We start from the raw sequence: 14,869 nt of genomic DNA, 5'->3' as shown, positions 1-14,869 counted from the left end.
ACCCTCCCGCGCAGCGGGTTCGTGCTTCCACGCCGCACGTTTAGCGCAGCGCCAGCACCACCACCGACTTCGCCGGCAGCGTCACCGACAAGGTGCCACCTGTGATCCGCGCGCCATCGAATGCCGCCGGCACCAGCGTATCGGGCCGTTCGAAGCTGTTATGCGCGTCCATCGCATCGGCAGTCAGGATACGCCCGGTCGCGCTGGTCGCCTGCACCCCGGTCATCGCGACCGAAATCGGCATCGGCCGATTGGGGTCGAGGTTGACCAAGGCGACATGCACCTGCCCGTTCTTGTCGCGCACCGCCGATGCACTGACCGCCTTCACCGCGAATTCGGCGTTGTAGTAATAGGGCGACTCGACCTTGATCGGCAGCACCGTCGCGTCCATCCACGGCTGGTACATGTCAAAGACGTGATAGGTCGGGGTCTTCACCATCTTGGCCCCGTCGGTCAGCAGCATCGCCTGCAGCACGTTCACCAACTGGGCGATCGCCGCCATCTTCACGCGATCGGCATGATGCGCGAAGATGTTGAGGTTGAGCCCCGCCACCACCGCGTCGCGCAGCGAGTTCTGCTGCTGGAGGAAGCCGGGGTTCGATCCGGGGGTCGGATCATACCAGGTGCCCCATTCGTCGACCGCGAGCATCACCTTCTTCTGCGGATCATATTTGTCCATGATCGCCGAATGCTTGGTGATGAACTCCTCCATCTGGAGCGTGTGCGCCACCGTCGATGCCCATTCGCGCTCGGGAAAGCCCAGCGCCGGCCCCTTGTCTTCCCATCTTTTTTCGCGTGGCCGGGTATAATAATGCAGCGCCAGTCCGTTGATGTGCCGCGCCGAGATTTTCATGAACGCTTCGGTCCATGCGTAGTTCGAATCGCTCGGCCCGCTGGCGATCTTCAGCATCGGGCCATTGGTCGATTTGGCGAACTGAGCATATTGATTGGTCAGGTCAGCGGCAAATTCGGCGCGCATATTGCCGCCGCAGCCCCATAACTCGTTGCCGATCCCCAGATATTCGACCTTCCACGGCGCGGCGCGGCCATTGGCGGCACGCTCCTTTGCCAGCACGGTCGTGTCCGCCGGTGCGGTGAGATACTCCACCCATTGCGCGGTTTCGGCGGGCGGCGCGCTGCCCAGATTGGCCGAGACATAGGCTTCGGCCCCCAGCTTCTCGACGAAGCCCATGAATTCATGCGTGCCAAAGCTATTGTCCTCGGTCACCCCGCCCCAATTGGTGTTGACCTTCACCGGGCGCTTGGCACGCGGGCCGATGCCGTCGCGCCAGTGATATTCGTCGGCGAAGCAGCCGCCGGGCCAGCGCACCATCGGCACGTTGATCGCCTTGAGCGCGGTCAGCACGTCGCGGCGATACCCGCCATCATTGGGGATGCGCGAATTGCTGCCGACCCAGATGCCGCCATAAATGCCGGTGCCCAGATGCTCGGCGAACTGGCCAAAGACGTTGCGGTGCATCACCGGGCCGGGCTTGTCGCCGGCCAGCGTCGCGGTCGCCGGACGGTCACCCTCTGCTTGCTGCGCCAGCGCCATCGGCGCGGCGACCAGCGCAGCAAAGGAAACCGCAAGGCCAAGATAGGTTTGCTTCAGCACGTCTCTCTCCCAATCGCGTGAGCATGCCCGCTTGTATCGGGGCATCGCTGCGGGCAGACAAACCATATTGTCCGAGTTAAGCAAGCAAAAATCGTTACGCTGCGGATCGAGGCCCCGATTGAGGCACTGCCGGGGCGCTGCCATAACGATCGATAATGATAGGGTTAGGAGAGACCATGCCGCCATTCGTCGCACGTCGCCGCAGCTATTGGGCGCTGGCCGCCGCCGCATCGATCCTCGCCACCGCCGCGACCGCGCAGGTGCCGCAGATCGCAACACCGATGGGCGATCACGCGGTGTTGCAGCGCGACCGCCCGATCATCCTGACCGGCACGGCAAAGCCGGGCGATCGCCTGACCGTCACTTTGGGCACCCAAAGCACCCGCGTGCGCGCCGCAGCCGATGGCAAGTGGCAGGCGAAACTGGCACCGCAACCGGCGGGCGGTCCCTATCGGCTCGACGTCACCGGCAGCGATGGCACGACGAGCGCCAGCGATCTGATGGTCGGCGATGTCTGGCTCTGCTCGGGCCAGTCGAACATGGAATATCCGCTAAAGGCGGCGCTGAACGGGCAATCGCTGGTCGACACTGCCGCTGATCCCGACATCCGGCTGCTGTCGATGCCGCACCGCGTCGGGCTGACCGTCGATGCCCCCCTGCCCGATCGCCCGGCGTGGCAGGCCGCGACGCCTGCTAGCGCCGCCGATTTCTCTGCCGCCTGCCTGCTGATGGTCAAGGCGCTGAAGGCCGAGGCCAAGGTGCCGATGGGGGCGATCGATTCGAGCTGGGGCGGGACGCGAATTCGCCCCTGGATCGCTGCCGAAGACGCGCGCAAGCTGCCAGCCGCTGCAAGCCCTGGCACCGCAAGCGACGTCGATTTGCTCGCGCTCTACGCACGCGACAAAACCGCCGCGATCCGCCAATATGCCGCGCAATGGGGCGAATGGTGGCGCGGCAAGACCGGCGATGCCAGCGGTGCCGAACCCTGGAACGCCCCCGACAAGCGCGCGTGGAAGCCGGTGCCGAAAATCGGCGTCTGGCAGGAATATGGCGATCCGCAGGCCGCGGGATCGGGCGGGCATATGTGGTTCCGCAACCGCTTCGATCTGGCCAGCACACCCAGCGGCGACGCGGTGATCGACCTTGGCAAAGTCGACGAAATCGACATGGTCTGGATCAACGGCGTCGCGATCGGTTCGTCCTTCGGCTGGGGCAGCCCGCGCAGCTATACCTTCCCCGCTTCGGTACTGCGCCAGGGGAGCAACGAGATCATCGTGTCGGTCGCCGATAGCTGGCAGACCGGCGGCATGATCGGCCCCGCCGAATCGATGCGGATCACCCCGGACGGCGCGGCGCCGGTGCCATTGGGCACAGGCTGGCGCTATTCGGTCGAAACCGCCGATCTGGGCCGCGCGCCCCGGATGCCATGGGAAAGCCATGCCGGCGTATCGACGCTGTACAACGGCATGATCGCCCCGCTGGGGCCGATCGCACTGAAAGGCGTCGCCTGGTATCAGGGTGAATCCGATACCGGGATGCCGGGCTATGATGCACGGATGGCGGCGCTCATGGCCGGCTGGCGGCGGCAATTTGCCGACCCCGCTTTGCCCTTTATCATCGTCGGTCTCGCCAATTTCGGATCGCCCGCAACTGCGCCCGGCGAAAGTGGCTGGGCGGTGGTGCGCGACGAACAGCGCCGCGCCGCGCTGGTCGACGGCCACGCCGCAATCGTCACCGCCGTCGACATCGGCGAGCCGACCGACATTCACCCCGCAAACAAGAACGACCTCGCCAAGCGCATGGCGCAAGCGGCATCGGTAATCGCCTATGGCGCAAATCTTCCCGCCTCCGGCCCCCTGCCGCTGCGCGCGCAGCGCATGGTCGGCGACATCGTCGTGACATTCGAAGGGGTCACCGGCGCGCTCACCGCCGTCAGCGCGGCTGGACCGATCGGCTTCGAACTCTGCGCCGCCACCCGCTGCCGCTACGCCGAGGCACGCGCCGACAGCAGCACCGTCCGCCTCGAAGGCGACGGCCAACCCGTTGATCGCGTTCGTTATGCCTGGGCCGATGCGCCGGTCGTGAACCTGATCGACGCCGCCGGGCTGCCGGCTGCACCCTTCGCATTGCCGATCAGCGGCGATTAGGCGGCGGGAGGCAAAAGCGGGTGTTGCGGCGCGGTCACGGTGAAGCGTTCATGATCGTCGACGGTGCGAAAGCGGAACAAAATCCGGCAATGCCGGGTTGAAGATGGGATTCCAGTATCAGGACCATCATCTATGCATGCTCACCACCCGTTTCGTCCCGATGAAACCGGCTACCGCCTTCAATATCGGATGCAGGAAATTAATCACTGCCCCGGTTGCGGGCGTTCGCACTGGCTGGTCGGTCGCATGACCGCCGAATGCGCCTATTGCGCCACGGCGCTGCCCATCCGCACCGGCCAGACCCAGGGCGAGGGTCTGTTTCGCTCGTCGAATGGCACCCGCCCGGCACGCCTCGCCGCCTGACCCCCAGGGGTCGTAAACCCATTTGCCTTCGCGCCCGCGCGGTTTAGACGGGGCGGCATGAACGCCGCTCCCTTGAAGCTTTACAACTCGCTCACCCGCAGCATCGAACCCTTCACGCCGATTGACCCGGCGGGGCCGGTGCGCGTCTATACCTGCGGGCCGACGGTGTATAATTACCAGCATATCGGCAATATGCGCGCGTTCCTGTTCGCCGATACGCTGGGGCGTGTGCTGCGCTGGAAGGGCTATGCCCTGAGGCACATCATCAACATCACCGATGTCGGCCACCTCACGTCGGACGCCGATGCCGGCGACGACAAGATGGAAAAGGCCGCCGCCGCGCAGGCCAAATCAATCTGGGAAATCGCCGCGCATTATACCCAGGTGTTCAAGGCAGACGTCGCCCGGCTGAACATCACAGCCCCAGCGCAATGGACGGTGGCGACCGACTATGTGCCGCAGATGATCGCCTTTGCCGAGCGGATCGCACCCGCGCATTGCTACGAACTGGACAGCGGCCTGTATTTCGACGTGTCGACCGTGCCCGATTACGGCCGGCTGGCGCGGCAAAGCACCGATGCGGGCGAAAGCCGGATCGACCCGGTCGGGGGCAAGCGCAACCCGCAGGATTTCGCGATCTGGCGCAAGACCCCGGCGGGTGAAAGCCGCCAGATGGAATGGGATTCCCCCTGGGGTCGCGGCGCGCCGGGCTGGCACCTAGAATGCTCGGTGATGAGCAACGCCCAGCTTGGCCACCCGTTCGACATCCACACCGGCGGGATCGACCATCGCGAGATCCACCACCCCAACGAGATCGCGCAGAATCAGGCGTTTTGCGGCTGCACCGATGCAGAGCCAGGCTTCACCGGCGCGCGGATGTGGATGCACAACAACTTCCTGGTCGATCGCGCGGGCAAGATGTCGAAGTCGGCGGGCGAGTTCCTGACGCTGCAGACATTGGTCGATCGCGGCATCCATCCGCTGGCATACCGGCTGATGTGCCTCAGCGCACAGTATCGCAGCGAGCTCGAATTCACCTGGGACGGCGCAATTGCGGCACAGACGCGGTTGAAGCGGCTGGTGCAGACAATCGAGAAGCTTCGCGCCGCCCCCGACAAGCCATCGCGGACGACCGCCGACGCCTATCGCGCAAGGTTCGACGAAGCGCTGTCGGACGATCTCAACACCGCGCGGGCGCTGCCGGTGCTCGACGAATTGCTTGCCGACAAGGGGCTGTCGCCCGCCGATCGCCTTGCCGCCGCCGAAGCGTTCGACGCCGCGCTGGGCCTCACCCTCGCGACCCTCACCCGCGCCGACCTTCGAGTCCGACCCGCCGCCGCGACGATCGACGAAGAAACGATCGAAGCCAAGCTGGCAGAACGCCGCGAAGCCCGCGCCGCCAAGGATTTCGCCCGCTCGGACACCCTACGCGACGCGCTCGCCGCCGCCGGGGTAGAAGTGATGGACGGCGATCCGCTAGGCTGGGATTGGAAGCTGGAGGGCTGATCGCTACGCTTCCCTCCCAAACCGCAGGACCATGCCGATGAAAGCCGTCCTTCCCGCGCTTGCCCGCCCGCTGCTCGAACCGCATCTGCCGGACAGCATAGACCCGCACTGGTTCACCACCCGCGCCGATGCGCAGGCGCATATCGCCGATGCCGACATCGCCTGGGTCGACATGCAGAACCCGCTCGATTCGGCGGCGGTCACCGCGCTTGGGCAGCGGCTGCAATGGCTGTTTACCCTGCGCGCCGGGGTTGATGCCTATGACACCGGCTTGCTGAAGCAACGGGGCACGGTGATGACCAACGGCACCGGGATCAACGCGGTGGCGGTCGCCGAATATGCCGTGCTCGGCATCCTCGCCGCCGCCAAGCGGTATGACGAAGTCGTCCGGCTGGCCGATGCCCGCGCCTGGCCGATCGCCGCACCCGGCACGGTCGAGCTTGCGGGCAGCAGCGCGCTGATCATCGGCTATGGCACGATCGGCCGGCTGATCGGCGATCGGCTGGCGGCGTTCGGCGTCGCGGTGACCGGCGTCACCCGCTCGGGCCGCTACGGCACGCTGACGCCTGATGGCTGGAAGCCACACATTGCCGAATTTGACTGGATCGTCCTGGCCGCGCCCTCGACCGGGGCGACCGCCGCGCTGCTTGGCGCGCCTGAATTTACCGCGATGAAGCGCAGTGCATGGCTGATCAACATGGCGCGCGGCGACATGATCGACCAGCCCGCCTTGATCGAAGCGCTCACCGCGCGCCGGATCGCCGGCGCATTCCTCGACACCGTCGACCCTGAGCCGCTGCCTGCCGATCACCCCTTATGGTCCACCCCCAACGCGCTGCATTCGATGCATCTTTCGGGCCGTAGTCAGACGACGATGTTCCCGCGCGCCGCCGCACTGTTCCTCGAAAACCTCGCGGCGTTCCTGGCGGGCAAGCCGATGCGGAATGTGGTGGATTTGCAGGCGGGCTATTGAGGGGTTGCAGATTTACCCCGATCGGGTAAATGCTAGTCCATGACAACCTTAGCCGGCACCAAGATCAAACGCTTCCGCGAACAACGCGGCATCACCCGCGCCGCCTTTGGCGCATGGTACGGCACCCCTGGCAGCACGGTGCAGGGCTGGGAGGAAGACGGCAAGCGCGCCCAGGCGGCGGTGGTGAACCAGATCGCCGCCAACGGCATCGCGCATCACGCCGATTGGTTCGTGAAATTACGCAACGCGGAGAACGACATGGCCGATTGGGCCCCCAATAGCTGGACTCATGCCGAAGCGCGTCAGCTTCCGACCTATCCCGATGCCGAAGCGCTCGATGCCGCAACCGCGCAACTCGCCACCTTCCCGCCGCTCGTCTTTGCGGGCGAAGCGCGCAGCCTCACCGCCGAACTCGGGCAGGTCGCTGAAGGGCGCGGCTTCCTGTTGCAAGGCGGCGATTGCGCCGAAAGCTTTGCCGAGCATAGCGCGAACAACATCCGCGATACTTTCCGCGTCATCCTTCAAATGGCGGTGGTGCTCACCTTCGCCTCGAAGCTGCCGACGGTGAAGCTTGGCCGCATGGCCGGCCAGTTCGCCAAGCCGCGCTCGACCGATACCGAGACGATCGGCGATACCACCCTGCCCTCGTATCGCGGCGACAATGTCAACGACATCGCCTTCACGCCCGAAGGTCGCATCCCCGATCCGCAGCGGATGATCCGCGCCTATTCGCAGTCGGCGGCAACGCTCAACCTGCTGCGGGCCTTCGCGCAAGGCGGCTATGCCAATCTTCAGCAGGTCCATCGCTGGACCCACGACTTCATGGGCCGCAGCCCCTGGGCCGCCAAATATGCCGACGTCGCCGATCGGATCGGCGAAGCGCTCGACTTCATGGAAGCGTGCGGGATCAATCCCGAAACGGTGCCACAGCTCAAGGCAACCGATTTCTACACCAGCCACGAAGCGCTGCTGCTGCCTTACGAACAGGCGCTGACCCGGCAGGATTCGCTGACCGGCGACTGGTATGACACCAGCGCGCATTTCCTGTGGATCGGCGATCGCACCCGGTTCGAGGGATCGGCGCATGTCGAATTCCTGCGCGGCATCGGCAACCCGATCGGCATGAAATGCGGCCCGACGCTAGAGCCCGACGAACTGTTGCGCCTGCTCGACACGCTCAACCCCGGTCGTGTGCCCGGTCGGATGACGCTGATCACTCGCTATGGCCATGACAAGATCGAGGCGCTGCTGCCCAAGCTGGTGCGCGCGGTAAAGCGCGAGGGGCATCCGGTGGTGTGGAGCTGCGATCCGATGCACGGCAACGTCATCAAGGCGGCAAATGGCTACAAGACCCGCCCGTTCGATCGCATCCTTGCCGAAGTGCGCGGCTTCTTCGCGGTTCACCGTGCGGAGGGCACGCATGCCGGCGGCATCCACGCCGAAATGACCGGGCAGAACGTCACCGAATGCACCGGCGGCGCGGTCGACGTGACCGAACAGTCGCTGGGTGATCGCTACCACACGCATTGCGACCCGCGATTGAATGCGGGGCAAAGTCTTGAGCTTGCATTCCTGCTGGCCGAAATGCTCAATGAGGAAATGGCCGAACGGCGCAAAGTGGCGGCGTAATATCCGCTCGTCCTGCGTAGGGGCTGAGCCTGGCGAAGACCCGTATCGAAGGACATTGCTCCAAGCGAACGGGTGCTTCGGTGCGCCGCACGAACGGTTATTGGAAGGCCGCGATCAAATGAAGGAACAGCCAATGCCCAGCGACTTCCCCCGCCGCGCCGCCAAGGCCATGCTGCTGATCCCCGCACTGGCATTGCTCGGTGCCGCTCCCGCGCCGCGCTGGCAATCGCTGTTCGACGGCAAGACGCTCACAGGCTGGACCCCCAAGATCGCCGGTCGCGCATTGGGCGAAGACCCTCGCGGCATGTTCATCGTCCACAATGGCGCGATCCGCGTGTCGCACGCCAACTATCCCCGCTTCGAGGGCGAATTCGGCCATTTGTTCTGGAAAGCGCCGATCGCCGCCTATCGGCTACGCTACGAATATCGGCTGTTCGGTGATTTCCTGCCCGGCGTCGAACCCTGGCAGCAGACCAACAGCGGCGTGATGTTCCACGCCCAGCCGCCCGCGACGATGGCGCGCGACCAGAAATTTCCCGTCAGCCTCGAGATGCAGCTACTGGCGGTGCCCCGCGCGCGCCGCGAGCCATCGGGCAATCTGTGCACCCCCGGCACGATCGTCACGTTCGAAGGCAAGCGCGATCCGCGCCACTGCATCCCGGCCACGGGCGAACCGCTGCCCGCCGGACGCTGGACCACCGCCGAACTCGAAGTACTGCCCAATGGCCAGATCACCCACCGGATCGATGGCAAAATCGTGCTGCGCTATGCCGATCCTGAGCTCGATCCCGACGATGTCGATGCCAAGCCGGTGATCGCCGCGGCAGGGGGCAAGCTGGCGCTAGATCGCGGTTACATGGCGCTGCAAGGTGAAGGCCACCCGGTCGAGTTCCGCAAGATCGAACTCCAGCCGATCGGCTGATCGCGGCCCGGCACCGAACCCGGCCTAAAGCAACCTTCCCCCCGCCCCTGCCGCGCGCTACGTCGGCACCATGCTCTCCGACATCGAAATCTCGCGCGCGGCCCCGCTTCAGCCGATCCAGGCGATTGCCGATCGCGCCGGCCTGCCGCCGCAAGCGATCGAGCCTTATGGCCGGCACAAGGCCAAGCTCGATCTCGACTGGCTCGCCGCGCACCCGGCCCCATCGGGCAAGCTAATCCTGGTCACCGCGATCAACCCCACCCCCGCCGGTGAGGGCAAAACCACCACCTCGATCGGCCTCGCCGACGCGCTCAACCGCACCGGGCGCAAGACGATGCTCGCGCTGCGCGAACCCTCGCTCGGACCATGCTTCGGCACCAAAGGCGGCGCGACCGGCGGCGGCTATGCCCAAGTGGTGCCGATGGAGGACATCAACCTCCACTTCACTGGCGATTTCCACGCGATCACCTCGGCGCATAATCTGCTCGCGGCGATGATCGACAATCATATCCATTGGAGCAATAAGCTGAGGATCGACGTCCGCCGGGTGGTGTGGCGGCGGGTGCTCGACATGAACGACCGTGCGCTGCGCGAGATCGTCCAGAGCGTCGGTGGCATTGCCAATGGCTATCCGCGCGAAAGCGGATTCGACATTACCGTCGCCTCCGAAGTCATGGCGATCCTGTGCCTGGCAAGCGACCTGCACGACCTCGAAGCGCGGCTGGCGCGGATCGTTGTCGCCTATACCGCCGATCGTCGGCCGATCACCGCCGCCGACATCAAGGCAAGCGGCGCGATGGCGGTGCTGCTGGCACAGGCGATCAAGCCCAATCTCGTCCAGACGCTTGAGGGCACCCCCGCGCTGATCCACGGTGGCCCCTTCGCCAACATCGCACATCGCTGCAATTCGGTGATCGCCACCCGCGCGGCCTTGCAGCTTGCCGATTATGTCGTGACCGAAGCGGGCTTTGGCGCGGACCTCGGCGCGGAAAAATTCTTCAACATCAAATGCCGTCAGGCGGGCCTTGCCCCCGCCGCCGTCGTGATCGTCGCGACGGTGCGCGCCCTCAAAATGAATGGCGGCGTCGCAAAGGCTGATCTGGCGCAGGAGGATGTCGCCGCGGTCGAACGCGGCTCAGTAAACCTTGCCCGGCATATCGAAAATGTCCGCCGCTTCGGCGTGTCGGCGGTCGTCGCAATCAACCATTTCGCCACCGACACCGCCGTCGAAATCGCCGAGATCGAACGCTGCGCCGCCGCGCACGGCACCACCGCCATTCTGTGCCGCCACTGGGCCGAGGGCGGCGCGGGAGCCGAAGCGCTTGCTCATGCCGTAGCCGCGCTGGCGGACGGCGACACGGCCCGCTTTGCCCCGCTCTATGCCGATGATGCGGGACTGTTCGACAAGATCGACGCCGTCGCCCGCCACATCTATCGCGCCGATCGCGCCACCGCATCGCCCGCGATCCATGCCCAGTTAGCCCACTGGGAGGCCGAAGGGCACGGTGCCCTCCCCATCTGCATGGCCAAGACCCAGTACAGCTTCTCCACCGACCCGACCCAGCTCGGCGCGCCGACCGGACATGTCGTCCCCGTCCGCGAGGTAAGGCTGGCCGCCGGCGCCGGCTTCGTCGTGGCGATCTGCGGCGAATTGATGACGATGCCGGGCCTGCCGCGCATCCCCGCCGCCGAACATATCCGCCTCGGAGCCGATGGCCGGATCGAGGGTCTTAGCTGAAGCCCCCGCCAAAACGCCTTGACGCAGCCAGACCTCCCGCCTACGTGCGCGTCTCGCAAACGGCCCCTTCGTCTAGCGGTTAGGACGACGCCCTCTCACGGCGTAAGCACGAGTTCGATTCTCGTAGGGGTCACCAGCGTCAAGCAGAAAATGGCGGAAATGCGCCATTTTGGACGATTTTACGCATGGTGCGCCCACTTTTCGTCCCACACTTTTTCGTAGCTTCAGTGGCACCAACTGGCATGCCCTCGGAGATCGTTGATGATTTTCGTCGGAATGGGCCCGGGTTTGAAGGACTCCCGTCAGCCTGTGGCCCTGGGCCCGACTGGCGCGTTCTTGCTATCGGTAGCGTGTTCCGGACAGAGCAGCTTGCAAAAAGCAGGCCTCGGGCTCCGAGATGTCGTAAGCACGGGTATTTCACGGACCCTCGCGCGCCGCGCGCCCAAAATGCTTCCCGACTGCTTCGAGAGTTCAGAATGAGTCCAGCCGTTTCGCCAGGACGGCTATTCGTTCTTCATGGCGGCCGGAATGATGAAATCGCCCATGAAACGGTCCCTGAAGGCGTTCCGGGTTCGCCCGTCGCTATAGTTACCTGCCTGCATCATGACGGTCATCTCGAGTTGCGGCACCACAAAGAGCATCTGCCCGCCATTGCCGCTGGCAAAGAACGTGTCGATCGATTTGCCGCGCACTTTAAATGTTTGCCGCCACCAGCCATAGCCATAGTCGCCCGGCTGGTTCATCGTTGAATGCGCCGCCGCCGACTGACGCACCCAGTCCCGTGAAACCAGCCGCGTGCCCTTCCAGGTGCCGCCGTTCAGATAGACCTGCCCCAACTTGACGAAGTCGCGCGGGCGCAGGCGAATTCCGCCCCCCATATAGGCGTCATCGGTTGGCGACAGGATCATCTGGTAAGAGGATATCTCCAGCGGGTCGGCAAAACTTTCCTGAAAGAAACGGGGCAGGGCCATCCCCGTTGTCCGCTGAAGGGCACCGCCGATAAGGTTGATGCCTGCAGTGCAATAAAAGCTGGTCTCGCCCGGCGCGCTCACCATCGGCAGATCGAGCGCATAGCGATACCAGTCGGGCTGGGCGTCCTGCGACTGCATATTGTCTTCGTCGCCCGGGCTGTCGGCATTGCCGTCCCTGCAATCCAGCCCCGGCGACATGGTTACGAGATGGCGCAGCGTCAGCTGCTTCTTGCGCGGATCGGGATTGGCGAAGTGCTCGACCTCACCGAACAGCAGATAGACCGGCGTGTCGAGGCTTTTGATAATACCCTTGTGGAGCGCGATGCCGAGCAGCGCCGATCCGATCGTCTTTCCGGCCGAGCGGGAATCGTGCGGCCGGTCGCGATCGAAGCCGTGGAAATACTCCTCGATCACCAGTTTGCCGCGATGCGCGATCAGCAGGCCGTGAATATACGGCTCTCGCAAGGCACTCGGCTCGGTCGCGGCGATTGACGAGACCAGCTCGGTCAGCAAGCTGGTGTCGAGGCCCGTGCTTCCTGGCGCGGCGGTCTGCCAGCCATCCGCCGTGTCTGCGGGACGGTTGAGCGACGTCACGGGCGCGGTGGAGCGCCGGGGATAGAAGGCTGGGGCCGTATCCCGGCCACGTCGGGTGAAGTCGAGCGTTTCGCCGAAGCGCGGGAAGACCATCGAGAATCGCTTTCCCGGCTCGATGCTTCGACCAGTCGCCAGCACTTCACCGTTCGCGTTGCGAAAGTGCAGTTCCGAACCCTCCACCTCGACCGTTTCAATCCGGAACCACATGCCGAGATTGCGCTCGGGATCGCGCAGAAAGGTGCGGTATCGCGCTGCGCCCGGGGCGGAATTGCCGGGCGCGGCGATCAGCGGAATGTTGAGGGACGCCTCTTGGACATAGGGCGCGATCATACCCCGATACCCCGCGCCGCGATCAAAGGCGTCGAGGCGCAGCGGCGTCGCATAGCGCGCGTTCTGGACCACGCCGGGTGGTTGAAACCAATGGCCGCGAATCGGCGACCCGGGATTTGCCTGACGGCCAACAAACCGCCCCTGGCCGAAAAAATCGAAGGACCATTCAACCGCTCGGTTGCCAGCTTCGCGCCGCTCGACCGGAACGCTGTCGCCCTGAATCACCGCCACCCAGTCATTGCCGGTGCGGGACAGTGTGACCGGACCGGCAAGATCGGGACCGAAGCGTTTCTCGGCCACCCATATGCCCGCCCAGTCGACAGGAGTGACAGTCGAACTGGGGCTTTCCGACTGCGCGGCCACAGGCCCATGTCCCATCGCCAATGCGATGATTGCGCACAGGGTCTGAACGCTACGCTTCTTCATAAAGATCTCCACACAGTGGGGCTCACACCGCGCGTTCGCCATCGGCGCATTACCAGATTCCGAGTCTACCACACGCTGGATCCGGTTTCTCGGTTGGGCGGACAGCCTACCAGCCGGGCGATGATCGGCACCTTGCCGCTCCGCATATTCGTAGCGACGCGTGCGTCCGATGATCTGCCGAATCAAGTCGATCAGAAGCGTTCAGCGTGCCGGACTCCGAGGGTTTGCCGCTGCCGATAGCTTTTCGCGGTCAAAGCTGATCGTGGATATTTTCGCATCCAGCGTCCGAACCACGTCAGCCGTGAGGTCGTTGGCGAAGTTACCGCCCAGCGCGGAATTGCGATCGAACAGCAGGCCGCATTTCTTCTGCTGATAGACCGCCGCGATCACCGGCTGGGCGGCATCGGCGATGCGCTGCATCGCCTTGACGCGCGTCGCTTCGATTTCCTGGCTGCGCAACTGCGCCTTCGCCTGGATCGGCTGGAGCCGGGCCGCGAGTGCCTGGTCGCGCGCGGCGCGCTGCTCGGCGGACAATTTGGCGGCCTCCGCGCGAAATGCCTTCAGCTCGGTTTCCAACGGTTTGCGCTCGGCTTCGATTTCCGCCTGCGCCTCGGTGGCGAGTTGCTGCAGGCGCGCGGTCGCTGCCTTGCCGATCGCGGCATTGGCATAGATCGCCTCGCGCGAGAGCAGGCATATTCCGGGGATCACCGGGCCGCCCAGCCCCTGATTGCCGGCAGGCGGGGCGGTCTGCGCCGCAACGGGCGACGCGATGACCGACAATAGTGCGATGATGGAACCAGAGCGACGCATGACAATACCTTTCCGAAGTGCAGTGCAGAGTCGGACGATGCGCGATCAGGCGGTGCCGCCGACCGGATCGGACGCCGGGCCGGTGAGGGCCTCCGCGCCGGGATACCGATCGAGCAGCGCCGCGAACTGGTCGAGCGATGCGAGGTGGAAGTGGACGGCGGCGAGCCAGCCGCGGCGATGCCAGTCGATGATCCGCTGATCATCAAGCGCAAGAAACGCCCGGAGGTCGACGACCTTGAACCCCTTGACCGCCCGCTTGGACCCGTCCGGCAGGGTGACGTCGGCCTGGCGGTCGATCAGCAATTCGGCTTCGGCCAGCGCGATGCAGAAGTCCCGGGTCGCGGCGGCGTCGGCGCGAAACGCTTCGCAAAAGGCAAAGGCCTGCTTCGTGACCAGGCTCGGCTCGCCGTCTTCGAACAGCGGCGCCCCGTCGGTCCCTTCACGGACGATCCGGTGCGAATCCGCGTCGATGAGCAGCGCGAAGCGGCCTGCCTCGCCGATCTCGGCGGACCCAAATGGGTAACGCCGCAGATAGGCGGGGATATGGACGCCATCGGACCAGTGCCCGTTCGCGACGAACAGGTTGCTGGCATCCAGACCTAGCAGAGCGGTCGGGGTCACAACCTCGCCTTCAGCGAACAGGATCGGATACTGGCGCGACCCAGGACCGAATTCCGCAATCAACAGAGGTACATAGGACGCTTGCGCGGCGAAGGCATAGTCGCCCTGCGCCACGCGCCAGCCACTGTGGCGCTCGGCCGACACAGGCACGGGGTTCCGATAGAGCAACGGCAGGCTAGACGTCGACTGACCCGCTGGTGCGGGAGGGGTGTTGGTCACGCTAA

At 65.0% G+C, this 14,869-nt stretch carries 10 protein-coding genes and 1 tRNA gene; 7 read left to right on the top strand and 4 right to left on the bottom strand.

The window, feature by feature from the left end; genetic code table 11:
* Positions 1–40 precede the first annotated feature (40 nt).
* Positions 41–1,555, bottom strand: a complete 1,515-nt coding sequence (locus QU44_RS13150) for an alpha-N-arabinofuranosidase (RefSeq protein ID WP_052134843.1) — start codon at positions 1,553–1,555, stop codon at positions 41–43.
* Positions 1,556–1,791: 236 nt separating this feature from the next.
* Here QU44_RS13150 and QU44_RS13145 point away from each other — a divergent pair, with 236 nt between their 5' ends.
* The 7 genes from QU44_RS13145 (at position 1,792) to QU44_RS13115 (ending at position 11,029) form a co-directional block, all read left to right on the top strand.
* Entirely contained in the window at positions 1,792–3,762 is a 1,971-nt protein-coding gene (locus QU44_RS13145; RefSeq protein ID WP_052134841.1) for a sialate O-acetylesterase, read from the top strand.
* A 420-nt stretch (positions 3,763–4,182) separates the two neighbouring features.
* A complete protein-coding gene (cysS, locus tag QU44_RS13140; protein WP_033922750.1) occupies positions 4,183–5,631 on the top strand; it encodes a cysteine--tRNA ligase in 1,449 nt (482 codons plus the stop codon).
* A 37-nt stretch (positions 5,632–5,668) separates the two neighbouring features.
* Positions 5,669–6,604 carry a D-2-hydroxyacid dehydrogenase gene (locus QU44_RS13135; protein WP_033922762.1) on the top strand — a complete coding sequence of 312 codons (936 nt, stop codon included), beginning with the start codon at positions 5,669–5,671 and terminating at the stop codon, positions 6,602–6,604.
* 39 nt (positions 6,605–6,643) lie between these two features.
* Positions 6,644–8,233 carry a class II 3-deoxy-7-phosphoheptulonate synthase gene (locus QU44_RS13130; RefSeq protein ID WP_033922748.1) on the top strand — a complete coding sequence of 530 codons (1,590 nt, stop codon included), beginning with the start codon at positions 6,644–6,646 and terminating at the stop codon, positions 8,231–8,233.
* 133 nt (positions 8,234–8,366) lie between these two features.
* Entirely contained in the window at positions 8,367–9,155 is a 789-nt protein-coding gene (locus QU44_RS13125; protein ID WP_052134842.1) for a 3-keto-disaccharide hydrolase, read from the top strand.
* Positions 9,156–9,225: 70 nt separating this feature from the next.
* Positions 9,226–10,893 (top strand): formate--tetrahydrofolate ligase, encoded by a 1,668-nt coding sequence (locus tag QU44_RS13120; protein WP_033922746.1) that lies wholly within the window; start codon positions 9,226–9,228, stop codon positions 10,891–10,893.
* A 61-nt stretch (positions 10,894–10,954) separates the two neighbouring features.
* Positions 10,955–11,029: transfer RNA gene (locus QU44_RS13115), tRNA-Glu, on the top strand.
* A 367-nt stretch (positions 11,030–11,396) separates the two neighbouring features.
* On the opposite strand, the gene QU44_RS13110 is transcribed toward QU44_RS13115, so the two are convergent.
* From QU44_RS13110 to QU44_RS13100, 3 genes are all read right to left on the bottom strand, one after another.
* Positions 11,397–13,214, bottom strand: a complete 1,818-nt coding sequence (locus QU44_RS13110) for a serine hydrolase domain-containing protein (RefSeq protein ID WP_197054322.1) — start codon at positions 13,212–13,214, stop codon at positions 11,397–11,399.
* Positions 13,215–13,415: 201 nt separating this feature from the next.
* Positions 13,416–14,024 carry an OmpH family outer membrane protein gene (locus QU44_RS13105; RefSeq protein ID WP_033922744.1) on the bottom strand — a complete coding sequence of 203 codons (609 nt, stop codon included), beginning with the start codon at positions 14,022–14,024 and terminating at the stop codon, positions 13,416–13,418.
* Between the two features lie 45 nt (positions 14,025–14,069).
* Complete coding sequence (locus QU44_RS13100; RefSeq protein ID WP_197054321.1) at positions 14,070–14,864, bottom strand: SapC family protein; 795 nt, start codon at positions 14,862–14,864, stop codon at positions 14,070–14,072.
* Between the last annotated feature and the right edge of the window lie 5 nt (positions 14,865–14,869).

The organism is Sphingomonas sp. 37zxx (assembly GCF_000786205.1).
In the GTDB taxonomy this organism is placed as follows: Bacteria; Pseudomonadota; Alphaproteobacteria; order Sphingomonadales; family Sphingomonadaceae; genus Sphingomonas.
The sequence above is the reverse complement of the archived record's forward strand: the minus strand, read 5'-3'. Positions and strand labels throughout refer to the sequence as shown.

Coding starts and splice junctions, on each gene's coding strand:
- QU44_RS13110 (WP_197054322.1), bottom strand. CDS start 13,214: ATGAAGAAGCGTAGCGTTCAGACCCTGTGCGCAATCATCGCATTGGCG.
- QU44_RS13150 (WP_052134843.1), bottom strand. CDS start 1,555: ATGGCGCTGGCGCAGCAAGCAGAGGGTGACCGTCCGGCGACCGCGACG.
- cysS (WP_033922750.1), top strand. CDS start 4,183: ATGAACGCCGCTCCCTTGAAGCTTTACAACTCGCTCACCCGCAGCATC.
- QU44_RS13120 (WP_033922746.1), top strand. CDS start 9,226: ATGCTCTCCGACATCGAAATCTCGCGCGCGGCCCCGCTTCAGCCGATC.
- QU44_RS13105 (WP_033922744.1), bottom strand. CDS start 14,024: ATGCGTCGCTCTGGTTCCATCATCGCACTATTGTCGGTCATCGCGTCG.
- QU44_RS13135 (WP_033922762.1), top strand. CDS start 5,669: ATGAAAGCCGTCCTTCCCGCGCTTGCCCGCCCGCTGCTCGAACCGCAT.
- QU44_RS13145 (WP_052134841.1), top strand. CDS start 1,792: ATGCCGCCATTCGTCGCACGTCGCCGCAGCTATTGGGCGCTGGCCGCC.
- QU44_RS13125 (WP_052134842.1), top strand. CDS start 8,367: ATGCCCAGCGACTTCCCCCGCCGCGCCGCCAAGGCCATGCTGCTGATC.
- QU44_RS13130 (WP_033922748.1), top strand. CDS start 6,644: ATGACAACCTTAGCCGGCACCAAGATCAAACGCTTCCGCGAACAACGC.